Below are 16,461 nucleotides of genomic sequence, written 5' to 3' on the forward strand. Positions count from 1 at the left end.
GTCAAATTTATATATTTAAGGAAAAGCGTATGAATCTTAGCTCTGCACAGGCTGGAATTTTATATAAGATAAAAGAGCTCAAAGCCGAAGGCAAACTACTTCAAAAGCTGCTTGATATGGGCTTTATAAACGGAGCCGTCGTTGAGGCGGTAAGACTCGCTCCGCTTCTTGATCCCATAGAGCTTAAAATTCAAGGCTGTCTTATTTCGCTTAGAAAAAGCGAAGCGGCGTTAGTGGAGGTTGAAATTTGCAAATAAAAGTAGCTCTTGCGGGGCAGCCAAACTGCGGCAAATCCACCGTATTTAATATGATAAGCGGCATACGTCAGCATATCGCAAACTACCCAGGCGTTACCGTCGATAAAAAATCGGGATTTTTTAGCATCGCAGACGTGGACGTCGAGATGGTCGATCTACCTGGTACTTATTCGTTTAGTTCGTATTCGCTTGAAGAAAAAGTCGCGAAAGAATTTATCGTAAAAGAAAAACCTGACGTCATTTTAAATATCATCGACGCTTCAAATTTAAAGCGAAATTTATACCTAACTTTTCAGCTGCTTGAAATCGGCATCCCGGTCGTCATAGTCTTAAATATGCTAGACGTAGCCAAAAGACGCGGCATAATCATAGATGCCGGCAAAATAGCTAAAATTTTAAAATGTCCCGTAATCTACGCTAGCGCGTCAAAGGGTGAGGGCAAGGCTGAAATTTTAGACGTTTTAAGAAATGCTAAAAATCTAAAACAAAACTATGAAGAATTTAAGGTAAATTACGAAGAGTTGGAGCCTTTTGTTTTAGAGCTACAAAATAGCGTATCTTTAGATAAAGGCGTGAGTACGAGATGGCTTTGCGTAAAAGCCCTTGAAAATGATGCTGCAGCTTTAAATTTGCTAAAAAACTCTAACACTGAGATAAAAAATTTAACGGCGGAGCAAAGGACTAAATTTAGCAAAAAAACGGGCAAAAGCATCGAGGGCTATTTGGCTGCGCTTAGATACGAAAACGCGAGCATAGTCTTTAGCGAGTGCGTAAAAGAGACCAAGAAAAATCAAGCCACGTTAACGGACAAGATAGATAAAATAATCCTAAATCGTTGGCTTAGTTTTCCGATCCTTTTTACCATTATTTTTGCGATTTACGAGAGTAGTATAGTTTTTGGTTATAAGCTCACGAACTACACTTGGCCACTGCTTGCGGCTATTAAAAACTTTGTGGTAGATATTACGCCTGCGGCAGATATCGCTAAAGTGCCGCTCATTACCGATGCGGCTATATGGTTGGTAAATTCTGCCGTCGCGCTTTTAAACTACTTACCGATATTTTTTATACTTTTTGCAATGATCGCGATTCTAGAGGATGTCGGATATATGCCAAGGATGGCGTTTGTCTTAGATAAAATTTTTAAAAAATTCGGTCTACACGGACAAAGCACCTTGCCGCTGGTACTTGGCGGGGCATTTGTAGGAGGCTGTGCGGTGCCGGGCGTCATGTCTACCAAGGGTATCGCCGACGATAGGGCGAGAATGGCGACTATTCTCACTGTTCCTTTGATGAACTGCCTAGCCAAGGTGCCTTTTTACACGCTGCTTTTGGGTGCGTTTTATACGACTACGATCGTGGCGGTAGACGGGAGCAAAAGCATAGATGCTTCGCAAATGAGCGTGATGATGTTTTATATCTCGACCGTTACGATGTTATCGGCGCTTTTGATAGCTAAATTTTTAACTTCGACGATTTTAAAGACGAGGGAAACCGCGCCCTTCGTGATGGAGCTACCGCCTTATCACCTGCCGACGTTTAAGGGTGTCGTGATAAGAGCGTGCGAGCGTGTGTGGCTGTATATCAAAAAGGTTTGTACGATAGTCATCGCCGTAGCCGTGATACTCTTTGCGCTTTTACAGTTTCCGGGACTTTCAAGCGAAAAACAGGAACATTATGTAAGCGAGGAAGCCAAAGCTTTGGCAAATTTCGACATGGCCGCGAAAAAATCAAGCTACTATGCGAGCGTAGATAGCAGAGAAAAGGTCGCGCGGCTGCTAAATTTTTACGACGGATACAAAGCTAAAAAGATGGGCGGAGGCAAGGGCGTAGACGAAAAATATGAGGCCGAGAACCCAGAGTTTTACAAATTTATAATGCCAAAAACCGATCAAGACGCAAAAGCGATAAATTCAGCACTTAGAAAGCTATCGACGCAAAGAAAGACGATCCTAAGAGAGCAAAAAAACGACAAGATAGAAAGCTCGCTTCTTGGTATGGCTGGGCGCGCGCTTGAGCCCGTGTCTAAATTTGCAGGGTTTGACTGGAGGATAAACGTAGCATTTTTAAGCTCGTTTGCCGCCAGGGAGTCCGCAGTGGCGACGCTTGGTAGTATATATGAAAGCGGTAAAGCCACCGAAGCAAGTAGTGGCGAAGAGATGAGGCCTGAAGAAGCAATGAGGCAAAGTAGCGGCTATACTCCGCTTCATGCGGCCTCAATCATCGTTTTCATGCTGCTTACGCCGCCTTGTATCGCTACGATGATCGTAGTAAAAATGCAGACGAACAGCTACGCATGGATGGCGTTTGGGATATTTTTCCCTTTTACTCTAGCGCTCGTAGTTTCGTCGCTATTTTTCACTCTCGCAAATAGATTTGGCATAGGCGGTCTAACGGCTATGGGGATATATTATTTTATACTTTTGTTTTTTGTGATTGTTTTAGGATTTATGCCGCAAAAACGCCAAAACTGGAGCGGTGGCGTCAAAAAGTAAATTTAACTTTATCAAAGGAGAAAAAATGAAGAAAATTTTATTTTCATCTGTTTTAGCGGCTCTTGTGAGCTTGCCTGCGTTTGCGCATACGGCGCTTATGAGCTGCATAGATAACGGCGACGATACCGTTACTTGCGAGGCGGGATTTAGCGACGGTAGCAGTGCTAGTGGCGTGGAGTTTAAAGTACTTCAAGATGGCAAAGTCGTTATCGAGGGCAAATTTGACAAGGACAGTATGTATACATTTAAAAAACCGCAAGGTGAATACAAGGCTAGGATGTTTGCGGGCGAAGGCCACGAGGTCATCGTAGAGTCAAAAGATATTTCAAAATAAATTAATAAACTCGCCGCGAAATGTTTAAATTTGACGCGGCGAAACGTCTTTAAAAGGAAAAATATGGCTTGGTATGAAGCTGCAATTTTGATTGTAATGGCAGTCGGTGCGGGATATTTCGTTTACGCAAAAGAGTTTAGGCAAAAAGACTGCGGTTGCGGTAGTGGTAAAAACTGTCACTCTGGTGGAAAAAAGTATAAGTAATATTCTTTAGAGATAATGCCTAATCTTAAGAAATACCTTTTTGGCTTTTTATAATAGCTGTCTAGGTAGGACTCTAAAAGCCCTTAAATATTATTATTTAAAAAATCAGAGACAAAACCACTATCTTTTAATACATGCATAATGCTACGCAAAAGATAATTATTTACAAAATAGATAGTGTAAATTCTTCCACCATCAGTTATGGATCTAACCATTTTTTTATCTTTCAGTTTTGTCATAATGTTTGATTTTTCTTTTGATTTTCGTATACCAAATTTATCAAGTTCTTCGGCTTTCATACACATATCATCTTTTTTAACAATATACGTCAATATATCAAATTCTTGTTTTGTTATATGTTCTCTATCTAGTGCTATTTTGAGCATTGGTAGAAGTATAATTTTTTGTACATATTCTTTTTTTAAAAGATGGTCTATTTTTTCGATCTCATTTTTTAATCCTATTAAAAAATATTCGCACCAAGCTAACAAATCTCTAGGCTCTAAAGTATCGGCGCACGACAACATATCGTAATACTGATCTCTATTTGCGTAAAAAACAGAAGACGGATTTATAAGTCTACCTTGCTTAACTTTAAATCCGAGCTTAATTAAAAAAGCATAATTTAAAAGTCTACCCATTCTACCATTTCCATTGTCAAATGGATGAATAAACTCAAACCTATGGTGCGCAATAGCAACCATTAAGAGCTGGTACTGCTCCTTATGTTTTTCGTTGATAAATTCTATAAACTTATTAAAATAATCTGGCAATATAAAGTGCTTTGGTGGAATATGTCCTGATTTTTTTATACTTACGTCATGTCGCCTTAATTCTCCAGGATAGTTAGATCCTTCACCTTTTGGCGGCGGTGTTAAGCCTTTTGTAATAATTTTATGGATTTCTGAAATATAGGCACGATCAAATATGGTTTCTTCATCTGTGTTGTCTTCTATAAAAGCTATGGCATTTTCTAAGCTTTTTATCTCATCATCGCTTTCATCTGTAAAATTTTTATCTATAATCTTCTCAACATATTCAGATAATGTTGTATTATTTCCTTCGATTCTAGCTGATCCTAAAGTTTCTAAAATTTGAAAAATATTTTTAAGCTGAAAAAATATATATGGAGGTACATCACCACCAAGCCTTTTGGTCCTTAGCTTTTCCAAATCTAAAATAACATTAGTCAAATTACTTCCAAAAGATGGCTCTGGTATTATTATATTACTACTTACTTCTTCTTTCATTTTTTAATACTTCCTTTTTAGTATAATGAGAGTACGATTATAACGTATTCTTTTATAAAAAATATAATTGTATTACTTCTGGTTATACTTATATACTACTTCCAAATAAATATATAAATTTACAATCTATAAGCAAACTGAAGTTTTGCGCTGCTTTGATCTTTTTTACCAAAAGATTGTGCTATGCCAAAATTTATGAGTGTTGCATAAGTTGGCTCTGAGCTTGTGCCTTTTTGAGTTAGGCTTATCTCCTCGTCTTCTTGGATCACTGCTATTTTTTGACTTGGTATTAAATTTATACTCGGCACTAATTTTTTCCATAAGGATTAAATTTACCAGCATCATAGGCTATTTTTGAGTAAATTTTAGCTCTACTTGATGTAACGTTGCTAAATTTTAATGTGCTTTGTCCGACATCTGCCTCATCGCTACCGACATAAGAGAGTGCGTAGTTTAGCCCACTATCAAGCATAAAGCTATCAAATTTTATCTTTTTGCCTACGCCAAAGCTAGCATTGTAGTATGGCATCGAGATTTTATAATCTACATCTTTCGCATCAACCTTAGTCTGGCTCCTGCCAGCTTTTGCCATGAGATCGATATAAAAATCACGTGGCAAATTTAGTCTTGAAAAAATACCAAGTCCATAATTTCTAACTCTACCATCTATTTTGGTATCTTCATCGCTGTTATCAAATGTTGGTATAGCAAAAGCCCCAAGCATAGACTCGCCATTTTTATTTTTACTTTGCTAAAATTTACATCACTTCTATCTGTTAAACCAATATAAATACCTGATTGTCTACTTTTTTTTCAATAGAAGGGCTAATTATATTAACTCTTTTATGCATTGTATTTACCCTAGCTCCACTAGTAAAATTTATCCATTTTACTTATTTTGTTTCTAAAAAATTTTTATTAGAAATTTTAGCCTTAAGATCGATTTTTCAAAAACGAACTTTTACTAATTTTCATCTATAATCACCCCATGAAAAACAAAGCACAAAAATTTTATGCCGTCATTGATCTAAAGTCCTTTTATGCCTCAGTTGAGTGCGTAGAGCGAGGACTTGATCCGTTTAAAGCCGATCTGGTCGTGGCTGACGATAGCCGTGGCAACGGAAGTGTTTGCCTAGCCGTTAGTCCAGCTCTTAGAGCCAAAGGTGTGAAAAATAGATGCAGGCTTTTTGAAATACCAAAGGCTATAAGATTTATCATCGCACCGCCTAGAATGCAGTTTTACATCGACTATGCGGCTAAAATTTATGAGATATACCTAAAATATGTCTCAAAAGATGATATCTATGTCTATTCTATCGATGAGGCCTTTATCGATCTTACTTCTTATGTTAAATTTTATAATACCGATGCAAAATCCATAGCCAAAAAGATAATGGATGAAATTTTAAAAACTACTGGCGTGACAGCCACCTGTGGCATGGGCACAAATTTATACCTTGCAAAAATCGCCCTTGATATTCTGGCTAAGCACAGTGATGATGGGATTGCATTTTTAGACGAGCAGCTTTATAAAGAGCGTCTTTGGACGCATCAACCGCTAGACGACTTTTGGCGTATCGGTAAGCAAACTAGACTAAAGCTGGAAAAACATGGAATTTTTTGTATGAAAGATATAGCAAATGCTCCGCGAAGCTTGCTTGAGAAATTTTTTGGAGTTGATGCATATATAACGATAGATCACGCAAATGGTATAGAGCCAACGACAATAGCTGACATAAAAGCATATAAACCAAGTACAAAGTCTTACTTTAGCTCTGAAATTTTACCAAGAGACTACGAACGTTGTGAGGCAGTAGTCGTACTAAAAGAAATGGCGGATAGACTAGCACTTAGGATGATCAACAAAGAAGTAATGGCAAGTGGAATAACGATAAATATAAAATTTGCCGATAAATTTGAGCCACTACAACGTGCAAGCGTTCGGTTTAAGACACCAACAAATGTTTCAAGCATGCTGATGAGTTCAGCCGAAGAGTTGCTCTTAAATAAGATAAAAAATGTTGGGCTCATTAGGCAAATTAGCATTAGTGCAAATGACGTAGTAAAAGAGAGCCTAGCTCACTCTAGTCTTTTTGAGGATGATACTAAAGAAAAGGCAGTTTTAAAATCCCTAAATCTCATAAAAGAAAAATTTGGTAAAAACTCGGTTTTAAGAGCGATCGATCTACTACCAGAAGCCACTGGGCAAGACCGAAATAAAAAGATCGGAGGGCACAAAAGTGGCGAGTAAAGATAGAGCAAAAATTTTTAGCTCATTTAATCCCCTATCAACCTTAGAGCGAGCCTTGCGACAAAAAGAGCGAGAAAAATGCGAAAAACTAGAGCTTGATGAGAGCAAGGTCGATGAAATTTTTAAAAAGATAAGCGAGCTAAGAGCAGCTGATGAAGTATATATAAACTACTATGACGGCTACACCTATACAAATGCTAGAGGGCTAATCTCTGACGTAAATTTCAAAAATGAAACTCTTATGGTTGTAAAAACTAGGATCAAATTTGAAGATATAAATGACCTAAAAATAATTTAGCCCCCATGCGAGGGCTAAATTTATATAAATTCTACAAAGATTGTAAAATTTTTGGTTTAGAAAAGGCAGTTATTGGTTTGATCTCGCCTTTATATTTTTCAAGATCCGCTAGTATCGTATGTCCGCAGTTGCTTTGAGCGATACTAGATGTGCCTTTGTCGAGTGTTAGGACATTGATACAACCATGCTTGCAAAGGCTTCTTTCGCCAAGCACTTCAGGGTCGTACCATGCACCTTCGCAAATAGCGATGACATGCTCTGGGATGATGTCAGTAACAAGCGCTCCTACTAAAATTTCGCCCCTGTCGTTAAAGACTCTCACTACATCACCAGTTGCGATGCCTTTTTTCTTAGCGTCGTTTGTATTTATTAGCATCGGCTCTCTAGCACAAACTTCAGCGTAGTTTCTGATTATTGAGTTATTTAGCTGAGAGTGTAAGCGGTATCTTGAGTGTGGGGTTGTGATGCTAAATGGATATTTCTTAGCTTTTTCACTACCAAGCCACTCAAAAGGCTCGATCCAAGCAAAGTGTGGGGCAAAGTCTTTGTAGCCAAATTTAGCGATAGTTGGAGAGTAAATTTCTATCTTGCCTGATGGCGTGCCAAGGCGATTTTTGTGTGGATTTTCTCTAAATGCACTAAGCCTTGTGTAGTATTTTGTCTCTTCATTGTCTTTGTCAAATTTAACATATCCTTCTTTCCAAAACTCATCAAAGCTTGGCATTTTGAGATCTAGCGCTTTGGCTTGTTCCACCGCATCTGCGTAAAATTCTTTTGCCCATCCAAGCTCATCTTTACCTTCTGTAAAGACCTCTTCTCTGCCCCAGCGTTTGCAAATTTGTGAGCATATCCAGTAGTCGCTTCTGCTTTCTCCCATTGGCTCAACTACTGGCTTATAAGCCACGATGTATTCGCTTGATGGGACACTTTGGTTGATGTCATTTCTCTCTACCTCAAGTGCCACTGGTAAGACGATGTCGCTTAGTTTAGCTGTGCTTGTCCAGTATGGCTCAGCGGTTATTACGGTGTCAAATTTACGCCACGCTTTAACGGCGTTATTTACGTCCTGGTGTCTTGTAAACATCGAACCAGAGGCCATATAAGCTACTCTCATATGTGGAAGTTTGATCTTAGAGCCATCATAATCTATCTCTTTGCCAGGATTTTGCAAAGCTTCGATTGATCTTGAAGATGGGATGGTTACGTTTTTAAATTTCTTCCATGGAGCGCCATCTACGTTTTCATATTTCTCGCTTATCCTAGTGCTGATACCTTTTAGAGCAGGTGCTATCTTATCGGTGCTGCCGTTTCCGTAGTAGAGGTTAAACTCAAATCCAAGACCCTCTTTACCGATGTGGCCAAGCATCGCACTAAGTGTTACGATACCCCAAAAGCCCATCTCGCCGTGATCTTGTCTTTGAAGTGATCTGCCAGCGATGATAGTGCTTGGCTCTTTTGCAAGCGCTGTTGCAAATTTAGCTATATCTTCGGCTTTTACACCACAAATTTTGCTAGCCCAGTTTATATCTTTTACTACTTTGTCGGTGGTGCCAAGCAAATAATCTTTAAATTTATTAAAACCAACTGTGTATTTTTTGATAAATTCCTCGTCATAAAGCTTGTTTTCATATAGATAGTGGCACATACCAAGCATCATTGCTACGTCGGTATTTGGACGAACGATGATAGTTTCAGAGTCAAGGTATCTTGTGGTATCATTTTTAAAGACGCAAACACTATAAGTTTTAATGCCAGCATCTTTTATCTTTTTGATGCCAAGATAACCATCGTGTGTTGGCGGCTGCCATGAAATTTGACCAGTTACGAGCGGATCAGTACCCCAAAATACGATGTTCTTAGCATTTTTAACCATAGCTTCCCATTTTGTAGGAGCATCATAAACTGCACTATTTCCAAGGACATGAGGCATGATGACAAGACCAGCGCCTGTTGAGTAGTCACCGCTCTCTTCAACATATCCGCCTAAAACCTTAAGCATCCTATGGCCAACAGTCCTACCCCAACTGATCTTACCGCTGCCGCCCCACCAGTAGCATTCGCCGTAGATGCTCTCAGGGCCATATTTATCAAAATTTTCTTTTAAGGCTTTTGCAGCAAGGTCAAGTGCCGTATCCCAGCTAACACGCACAAATTCCTCTTTGCCACGAAGCTCACTTTTTGCTGCACCTTTTGCCTTTAAGTAGCTTTTTCTTACGTACGGATAGAGCACGCGGCTTTCATTTTGGATGAGATCTGGCAAGCTGTTGTTCATGGTATTTGGGAATTTATCGCCCTCAAATGGATCAACGGAGACGATTTGATTTGAGTTGGTATTTGCCCAAAATAGACCAAATCTATTTGCTCCCAAAGTTTTCTTTTGGTCAAAAATGGTTTTTGTCACGCCTTCAATCCTACTTGCTTGTGCCGCAGTGGCTGCAAGTGCAGAAAATTTTATGAAATCTCGTCTTTTCATATTTTCTCCCTTATGAAAATTTATTTTACTTTTTTGGCATTGTGTTGTAAGTATTTGAGCACTAAATTTAGGTCAGTTTCATCTAGTGCTACAAATTTTGCATCGACCATTCCAGCTAAATTTGCTGGCCACTGAGCCGCTGTAAAGCTATTTGGCTCATGAAGTCTATGACATGCGGAACAAGTCTCTTCGTAAATTTGTTGTGCTTTTACGTAAAGCTTTTTTGTGTCGCCACCAAGTGCGTCATTTGGCACTTCATAAACGCCCTCTGTTTGGTACCATATTTCGCCATACTCATCTTCAATATCTTTTACTTTTTTAAAATTTGTCCCACTTTCATCATTAAAAGCAATAAAAACTTCCGGATCTTCTATACTTCTTTGAAGTTGGGCTAAATAGTTTCCTGAAACCACACCATTAACCTTTATCTTACTCGTCTTTTCACCTTTTTCTATAACCTCAACTGGCGTTAGAACTTCGATCTTTCCAATATTTTTACCATCTAACGTTACATTGGCATCTTTTGCGATGACATCGGCACTAAAAGCAAGACTACATGCTAAGACAGGGGCTAAAAATAGCATTTTCATGTTGCAATCCTTAAAAATAAAATTTAAAAAAATTTTATAACCTAATAACTTAAAATTACATTGTTATATTTAGCTTTATTTAAGAAAGTTAATATTTACTTTTATTAGAAATAAGATTTAGCAGAAAATTTATCAATTGGTTTTGTCGATTGTTTTTGATAGCTAAAAATATAAGCAAACACAAGCTCTATAAAAATTTTACTTTTGAGTCTAGTGAAGTAAAAATTTAACTTTACTTCACTGGCTAATATAAAAAAAGTATGGCAGAGCTTTTATAAACTTAAAAATATAAATTAGTAAACTTCTTACAGTATTTATAAATATGCTAAAAACTACTACTCTACATTGCTAGCTATGTTAAGATTTTCTGGAGTTTTATCGTTTTAAATTTTTTATCAAAACGCCTTATTATCAATCTAGCAGCTTTGCTTATCACCTAGCTCACACGCTTTTTTTCGCATTTGCTTTGCTCTTTTCGCGTCTTTTTTTACTTGCTCGTATCTGTTTTCGTTGAAATTTCCCTCATACAGCCACGCCGCTCGCGCGCAGCCGCCTACGTAGCCTAGCTTACACGAGCGCTCGTAATATTCCATCATCTCGCCTATATCGCCTCCCGTTCGCTCTATCATCCAGCCCACGTTGTAGCATCCGGGAGCGTATTTTTTGTTGCATAGGGTATTGTTTATCGCAAACGACTGCACCTCGTCGCCCAGCTCTTCTTGCATGAAATTAGCTAGCGCCAAGCAACCGGGCAAATACTCGTAAAGGACGCAGCTAGCCTTGTAATACGCGCTAATCTTGGTCTCGCGCTCGCTCTTATCCGCGGCTTTTACTAGGTTGTTTTTATAAAGTTCGCCCAGATAAAAGCAGCCCTCGCCGTCTCCTTTGGCGCAGGCTAGGCTAAATAGCCCCTCCGCCGCGCCGTAGTCTTGCTTTAAGTTTGCTGCTACCATGCCCGCTTGCACGCACTCTTTGGTAGAGTTTAGGTCGGGATTTTTGCATTTTTTGACCTTTTCTAGCGTATCTGCAGCTAGCAATGGCGAAAGGCCCGGCTCGCTAGCGAATAAATTTATCGCCGCAAGTAGCGCAAATAATAAATTTTTCATTTTTATCCTTTAAATTTAGCTAACCCCGCGCTTTGGCGATGCAAGCGGCGACGGCCTGCATCAAGGCGCCGCGAAATCCGCCGTTTTCAAGCGCGGCAAGTCCTTCGATCGTGGTTCCCGCCGGCGAGCAAACCTCGTCTTTTAGCGCGGCCGGGTGCTTGCCGCTTTGGATCAGACGCGCCGTCCCTTCTACGGCTGCCGCAACGGCGTCGTAGCAAAGCCGCCTAGGCAGTCCGCCCCGCACGCCCGCATCGGCTGCAGCCTCGATAAAGGCGCACGCATACGCCGGCAAGCTTCCCGCGATACCCGTAAATGCGGCAAACCCAGCCTCGTCTATCTCGTAAATTTTACCGATTTTTGCGATTATTTCGCGCACGGTCTCTTTCTTAGCCTCACTAAATCCCGCGTCAAAGCAAAGAGCCGTAGCCGACGTGCCGATGTAAGCCGCGATATTTGGCATCGCGCGAGCGATATAAACGCCCTCGCCTACGATTTGCCTAGCGCGTTTTATGTCGAAATTAGGCGCCAAAAGAAGCAAAATTTTGCCCGCAAGCTCGGGTGCGATCAGACGCAAGATAGCCTCGTAGCTAGCGGGCTTAGTAGCCAGTACGACCGCGTCCGATTCACGCGCTAGATCCGCTTCGCTCGCAGCTATTTTTACGCTAAATCTCTGCCGCAAAGCTTCGTTTTTGCTTCTGGCGCAGGCTAGGATTTCAAATTTTGCCTCTTTTTCGCATTCGCGCCGACTCGCGTTTTTATCCGTTTGCGCTAAATTTTCCGCCCTTTGCGTCTCGCTGCCGCCGTCAAATTTTCGCTCACCCTCGGCCGAGTTTCGTCCCGAGTTAGCCTCGTCAGGTTGCGCTCGCCAAAGTGCCTCCATCATCGCGCCGCCCATATTTCCGCCGCCAATGAAGCCGATTTTTACGCTTTTCATTTCGCCGCCTTTTTTAGAGTGCCGATTTTGACCGCTTTGCCAGCGATCGCCGTATTTACCGCCGCACTATCCGCCCAGATCGCGCCCGTAACCTGCCCAGGCGCCAAGGTATAAACGCCACCCGTTTGCACCTCGTCGCTCGCCTTAAACTCGTTGCCCACGACCAGCTCATAAACGTCCTTCGTATCGTTTTCAAATTTGATCGCCGCTTTTAGTGTCGGCTCCATTTTCTGTTTCGCCGCGCCCGCGTACTGCTCGAGCATGTTTTTGCTAAGCTTACCGTAGACGTCGCCGTCTTGGCTTAGATATATCCGCACGGCGCGCTTATCCGAGTTTTTGCCGCCCTTTTCGCCCTTGCCGACGCTAACGCTCATCTCATAGGCGGTTTCTCCGGTCGGGAAGTTCTTAAATTTAGCGTCCGGGACGAAAACCCGCACGTTGTCCGTTACCGTTTTCGTAACGTACGTCTGCGGCGTTATATCCGTTAGCACAATCGTGGATTTCACGTCCAAGCTTTTATCCGAAATAAGCGCGGAGATCGGCACGCAAGTAAGCAGCGTCGTCTCGTAGCAGCCGCTAAAAATAAACGCGGCGGCGAGAGCAAAGATAAATTTTAGTTTTTTCATCAGTTTCCTTTAAATTTTCGCCGATTCTAGCATAAACTAAACATTTTTGTATTGATTACATTAAAAGCAAAAATAGAAAAGTAAGTATGGTATTTTAAAGCATAAATAGTTTTAAGGTTGATAAATTTTAGATGAGAGAGAATGGCTCTATTTCGTCTTGAACAAAGCCAATTTAAATAAATAATATAAAAAGATATAAGAATTTATTTAAATCTTTTTTGCTATTTTTAGAGTTTAATTATTAGCCCCTTTACAAAGGGGCTAGATGACAAATTTTAATTAGAGTTTTGCTTTTCTTTTGCGTTCTGTTGGATCTAAATAGCGCTTGCGAACGCGGATATTTATAGGCGTAACCTCGACTAGCTCATCATCCTCTATCCACTCAAGAGCACGCTCAAGGCTTAGCTTTCTAGGCGGCACTAGTTTGATCGCATCGTCACTGCCGCTTGCACGCACGTTTGTTAGGTTTTTGCCCTTGATAGGATTTACGTCAAGGTCGTTTGGACGGCTGTGCTCGCCGATGATCATACCCACATAGACTTTTGCTTGCGGATCAAGGAAAAGCACACCACGATCTTGCAAGTTAAATAGCGAATAAGCAAGCGTTACGCCGTTTTCCATCGAAACTAGCGCGCCATTTGTTCTGTGCTCGACGGTGCCACTAAGTGGTCTAAACTCCAAAAAGCTGTGGTTCATGACGCCCTCGCCCTTTGTGTCAGTTAAAAACTGGCTTCTAAAGCCGATAAGGCCGCGCGCTGGGATCTCAAACTCGATCCTTGTTTGTCCGTCGCCTGTTGGGTTCATAGAGACCATTTCAGCCTTTCTTTTGCCTAGTTTTTCTATGACTGTACCTGTCGTATCATCAGGTGCGTCGATAACCAAAAGCTCGTATGGTTCGCATTTCACGCCGTTTATCTCTTTTACGATGACCTCAGGTCTGCCAAGTAAAAACTCATAGCCCTCACGGCGCATATTTTCAGCCAAAATAGTAATCTGAAGCTCTCCACGGCCACTTACTTTAAATTTGCCCTCACCGATGTTTTCGTATTTCATCGCGATATTTGTCTTCATCTCATTTGCAAGGCGCTCATCGATCTTGTTTGATGTGACATGTTTGCCCTCAGTACCTGCCAATGGGCCGTCATTTACAGAAAACACAACGCTAAGTGTCGGCTCTTCGATATGGAGAGGATCAAGCGGATGAGGGTTGTTTGGATCAACGACACTATCGCCAACGTCAAGCGCATCAAAACCAGCGATCGCTACGATGTCGCCAGTACCAGCTTCGTTAATATCGGTTCTTTCAAGACCCATAAAACCAATTAACTTTGAAATTCTACCAGTTGTCTTTGTACCATCAGCCTTTGCAAGCATAACATTTTGGTTTTTAGATATCTTGCCGTTAAAAATTCTTGCAATACCGATCTTGCCGACGTAGTTGTCATAATCAAGAGTAAATACTTGAAGCTGAAGTGGGTTCTCGTCACTACCGCTTGGAGCTGGTACGTGAGCTAGGATAGTCTCAAAAAGTGGCTGCATATCTTTGTTTTCATCGCTTAGTTTTAGCTTTGCGTAGCCATTTTTTGCAGCTGCATAAACGACTGGAAATTCTAGCTGCTCGTCGTTTGCGTCAAGTGCGACAAAAAGGTCAAAAATTTCATTTATAACGCGGTCTGGATCACCTGCAGGCTTATCTATCTTATTTACGACGACGATTGGGCGAAGTCCAAGTGAGAGCGCCTTTTTGACGACAAATTTAGTTTGTGGCATAACGCCTTCTTGCGCATCGACAAGCAACAAAACGCCATCAACCATCTTAAGAACACGCTCAACCTCACCACCAAAGTCGGCGTGGCCTGGGGTGTCAATGATGTTGATCTTTGTATCTTTGTAGCGAATGGCAGTATTTTTAGAAAGGATCGTGATGCCACGCTCCCTTTCGATGTCATTACTATCCATTACACGCTCGCCAAGGTTTTGATGCTCGTTAAATGTTCCTGACTGTTTCAAAAGCTCATCAACCATTGTTGTTTTACCGTGGTCGACGTGTGCGATAACGGCTATATTTCGTATCTTTTCCAAATTTTTCTCCGTTTATTAGTTTGCTATTTTTCGTTTGTCAGTTTTAAAATAGGGGCAGATTATAGCCAAATTTTTATAAATTTTAAGCTGATATCAAGAAATTAATTTTTGGAATAGATTTTGCATGTTTGACATTAAGTTTAAAAATTTGAAAGGTTTAAATGCAAGCTTATACAGCGAAAAACAACGTAGATTTGCTGGCTCCTGCTGGAGGTAAAAAGCCCTCTGTTTCTAAAAGATCTCAAAACAACGGCGAATTTTTGTCGATGGTTTTAGATGCAGCTGCGAGCAAGGCAAATAGCGGCCAAAAAATCACTGAAAAAGATGTCAAAGAGATAGTAAAAACGGTTACAACTCAAAAAGAGACACTGCAAAAAGCACAAAGCGAAAGTGCGGCAAAAATTTCAACTGCACTTGAAGAAAATTTGGATGAAAATACAAAAAATGAGCTCTATGAAAATGCAAATTTCATGCAACTTTTGCAAGTTTTAGAAATTCTAAATGGCAATGAAAAAGTAAGTAAATTTCCAAATTTCAGCGACAAAATAGCGAATTTTTTAAGTGTGCCTGAAAACGTTGAAGAGCTTAGCAACGTTAAAAGCGTTAGCGATCTTATCGACCTTGCTAAGAAATTTGACCTTGGCCTTGAAAATATAGAAATTTCAAATGAAGATGTGCCAAAACTAAATGAGATGTTTAAAAATTTAGGTAAGAAAGAATTTTTTACACCGATAAAGACCGAAGAGAAGCCTTTTTACCTAAAAGAGCTAAAAAATGAGGTCGAGCAAACCATCATCAAAAATGAACCAAAAGAGGTCGTAAAGCTTGATACCTTATTAAAAGAGGTAGTGGCAAATCCAACTAATGAAGTTAAAAATTTAGTAAAAGAAGAGCCTAAGAAGCTAGATAGTGAAGTAAAGCTTGATGATGAGATAGTGGATGTTGATCCGGACGAGCAGCCTAAAGTAAAGGTAAATTTACAAGAGAAAAAGGCACAAAAAGCTCCAACTCTTGAGTCGCTACTCTTCCCTGAAAGAGAACAGCAAAAAAATGAAAATTTTGAGAGCAAAGAGACATTTAACAGCGATAATAAATCGGAGCTAAATCAAATGGTAAAAGATATCGCTAGTAGTGCCAAACACCAGCTTCAAACAAAGGCTGAGATAAAAGAGACGCTTAGTAACTTCTCTTCTACACTAAAAGAGCAGGTGCAAAACTACAAAGCGCCGATCACTCGTTTTAACATCACATTAAACCCACTAAATTTAGGCGAGGTTGAGATCACGATGGTAAATCGCGGCAATAACTTACATGTAAATTTTAACTCAACCACGGCTACAATGAATTTATTTCTACAAAATCAAGCCGAGTTTAAAAATAGCCTTGTAAATATGGGGTTTACCGAGCTTGAGATGAATTTCTCAGATCAAAACCAAAGACAAGAAAAAAGAGAACAAGCAAAGAACAAATATAGCTCAAATCAAAGCGACGAGAGCGAAAACACTCAAGCGGAACAAAGCTTGCTTGAGCTAGTAATACCAAGATATATTTAGGAGAGATC

The 16,461-nt window shown here is 40.3% G+C and carries 16 protein-coding genes; 7 read left to right on the forward strand and 9 right to left on the reverse strand.

Annotated elements, in window-relative coordinates; all coding sequences use genetic code 11:
• Positions 1-29 precede the first annotated feature (29 nt).
• From CVS95_RS05150 to CVS95_RS09560, 4 genes are all read left to right on the forward strand, one after another.
• Positions 30-257 (forward strand): FeoA family protein, encoded by a 228-nt coding sequence (locus CVS95_RS05150; protein ID WP_107695797.1) that lies wholly within the window; start codon positions 30-32, stop codon positions 255-257.
• Positions 248-2,752, forward strand: a complete 2,505-nt coding sequence (gene feoB, locus CVS95_RS05155; protein WP_107695798.1) for a ferrous iron transport protein B — start codon at positions 248-250, stop codon at positions 2,750-2,752. Before CVS95_RS05150 ends, feoB begins: the two co-directional genes overlap by 10 nt.
• A gap of 25 nt (positions 2,753-2,777) precedes the next feature.
• Complete coding sequence (locus CVS95_RS05160; protein WP_103559536.1) at positions 2,778-3,086, forward strand: hypothetical protein; 309 nt, start codon at positions 2,778-2,780, stop codon at positions 3,084-3,086.
• 63 nt (positions 3,087-3,149) lie between these two features.
• The gene (locus tag CVS95_RS09560) at positions 3,150-3,290 is read left to right on the forward strand and encodes a hypothetical protein (RefSeq protein ID WP_159070072.1); all 141 of its coding nucleotides are present in this window, start codon (positions 3,150-3,152) and stop codon (positions 3,288-3,290) included.
• A gap of 83 nt (positions 3,291-3,373) precedes the next feature.
• Here the strand turns inward: CVS95_RS09560 and CVS95_RS05165 are convergent, their stop codons facing one another.
• From CVS95_RS05165 to CVS95_RS05175, 3 genes are all read right to left on the reverse strand, one after another.
• Positions 3,374-4,540 carry a Fic family protein gene (locus tag CVS95_RS05165; protein ID WP_103605062.1) on the reverse strand — a complete coding sequence of 389 codons (1,167 nt, stop codon included), beginning with the start codon at positions 4,538-4,540 and terminating at the stop codon, positions 3,374-3,376.
• A gap of 119 nt (positions 4,541-4,659) precedes the next feature.
• On the reverse strand, positions 4,660-4,848 hold the full coding sequence (locus tag CVS95_RS05170) for a hypothetical protein (RefSeq protein ID WP_107695799.1): 189 nt from the start codon (positions 4,846-4,848) through the stop codon (positions 4,660-4,662).
• Complete coding sequence (locus CVS95_RS05175; RefSeq protein WP_107695800.1) at positions 4,848-5,264, reverse strand: autotransporter domain-containing protein; 417 nt, start codon at positions 5,262-5,264, stop codon at positions 4,848-4,850. The genes CVS95_RS05170 and CVS95_RS05175 overlap by 1 nt, the downstream gene beginning before the upstream one ends.
• A 264-nt stretch (positions 5,265-5,528) precedes the next feature.
• Between CVS95_RS05175 and CVS95_RS05180 the strand changes: the two genes are divergently transcribed.
• A complete protein-coding gene (locus CVS95_RS05180; RefSeq protein WP_107695801.1) occupies positions 5,529-6,791 on the forward strand; it encodes a DNA repair protein in 1,263 nt (420 codons plus the stop codon).
• Positions 6,781-7,089 (forward strand): YolD-like family protein, encoded by a 309-nt coding sequence (locus tag CVS95_RS05185; protein WP_234400012.1) that lies wholly within the window; start codon positions 6,781-6,783, stop codon positions 7,087-7,089. The genes CVS95_RS05180 and CVS95_RS05185 overlap by 11 nt, the downstream gene beginning before the upstream one ends.
• A 31-nt stretch (positions 7,090-7,120) precedes the next feature.
• Here the strand turns inward: CVS95_RS05185 and CVS95_RS05190 are convergent, their stop codons facing one another.
• From CVS95_RS05190 to typA, 6 genes are all read right to left on the reverse strand, one after another.
• Positions 7,121-9,562 carry a molybdopterin-dependent oxidoreductase gene (locus tag CVS95_RS05190; RefSeq protein WP_107695802.1) on the reverse strand — a complete coding sequence of 814 codons (2,442 nt, stop codon included), beginning with the start codon at positions 9,560-9,562 and terminating at the stop codon, positions 7,121-7,123.
• A 20-nt stretch (positions 9,563-9,582) separates the two neighbouring features.
• Complete coding sequence (locus tag CVS95_RS05195; RefSeq protein WP_107695803.1) at positions 9,583-10,152, reverse strand: hypothetical protein; 570 nt, start codon at positions 10,150-10,152, stop codon at positions 9,583-9,585.
• Positions 10,153-10,568: 416 nt separating this feature from the next.
• Positions 10,569-11,258, reverse strand: coding sequence for a tetratricopeptide repeat protein (locus tag CVS95_RS05200; RefSeq protein WP_107695804.1), 690 nt, complete (start codon positions 11,256-11,258; stop codon positions 10,569-10,571).
• Between the two features lie 19 nt (positions 11,259-11,277).
• A complete protein-coding gene (gene proC, locus CVS95_RS05205; protein WP_107695805.1) occupies positions 11,278-12,192 on the reverse strand; it encodes a pyrroline-5-carboxylate reductase in 915 nt (304 codons plus the stop codon).
• The gene (locus CVS95_RS05210) at positions 12,189-12,629 is read right to left on the reverse strand and encodes a hypothetical protein (protein WP_234400013.1); all 441 of its coding nucleotides are present in this window, start codon (positions 12,627-12,629) and stop codon (positions 12,189-12,191) included. The genes proC and CVS95_RS05210 overlap by 4 nt, the downstream gene beginning before the upstream one ends.
• A gap of 468 nt (positions 12,630-13,097) precedes the next feature.
• On the reverse strand, positions 13,098-14,900 hold the full coding sequence (gene typA, locus CVS95_RS05215; RefSeq protein ID WP_072595308.1) for a translational GTPase TypA: 1,803 nt from the start codon (positions 14,898-14,900) through the stop codon (positions 13,098-13,100).
• A 161-nt stretch (positions 14,901-15,061) separates the two neighbouring features.
• On the opposite strand from typA, the gene CVS95_RS05220 reads away from it, so the two are divergent.
• Complete coding sequence (locus tag CVS95_RS05220) at positions 15,062-16,453, forward strand: flagellar hook-length control protein FliK (protein WP_107695807.1); 1,392 nt, start codon at positions 15,062-15,064, stop codon at positions 16,451-16,453.
• Positions 16,454-16,461: the final 8 nt, after the last annotated feature.

This window comes from Campylobacter concisus (assembly GCF_003048905.1).
GTDB classification, from domain to species: Bacteria; Campylobacterota; Campylobacteria; order Campylobacterales; family Campylobacteraceae; genus Campylobacter_A; species Campylobacter_A concisus_V.

Excerpts from the sequence above, each read along its gene's own strand:
- CVS95_RS05150 (WP_107695797.1), top strand. The coding sequence starts at position 30 with ATGAATCTTAGCTCTGCACAGGCTGGAATTTTATATAAGATAAAAGAG.
- CVS95_RS05160 (WP_103559536.1), top strand. The coding sequence starts at position 2,778 with ATGAAGAAAATTTTATTTTCATCTGTTTTAGCGGCTCTTGTGAGCTTG.
- CVS95_RS09560 (WP_159070072.1), top strand. The coding sequence starts at position 3,150 with ATGGCTTGGTATGAAGCTGCAATTTTGATTGTAATGGCAGTCGGTGCG.
- CVS95_RS05165 (WP_103605062.1), bottom strand. The coding sequence starts at position 4,540 with ATGAAAGAAGAAGTAAGTAGTAATATAATAATACCAGAGCCATCTTTT.
- CVS95_RS05175 (WP_107695800.1), bottom strand. The coding sequence starts at position 5,264 with ATGCTTGGGGCTTTTGCTATACCAACATTTGATAACAGCGATGAAGAT.
- CVS95_RS05180 (WP_107695801.1), top strand. The coding sequence starts at position 5,529 with ATGAAAAACAAAGCACAAAAATTTTATGCCGTCATTGATCTAAAGTCC.
- CVS95_RS05190 (WP_107695802.1), bottom strand. The coding sequence starts at position 9,562 with ATGAAAAGACGAGATTTCATAAAATTTTCTGCACTTGCAGCCACTGCG.
- CVS95_RS05195 (WP_107695803.1), bottom strand. The coding sequence starts at position 10,152 with ATGAAAATGCTATTTTTAGCCCCTGTCTTAGCATGTAGTCTTGCTTTT.
- CVS95_RS05200 (WP_107695804.1), bottom strand. The coding sequence starts at position 11,258 with ATGAAAAATTTATTATTTGCGCTACTTGCGGCGATAAATTTATTCGCT.
- proC (WP_107695805.1), bottom strand. The coding sequence starts at position 12,192 with ATGAAAAGCGTAAAAATCGGCTTCATTGGCGGCGGAAATATGGGCGGC.
- CVS95_RS05220 (WP_107695807.1), top strand. The coding sequence starts at position 15,062 with ATGCAAGCTTATACAGCGAAAAACAACGTAGATTTGCTGGCTCCTGCT.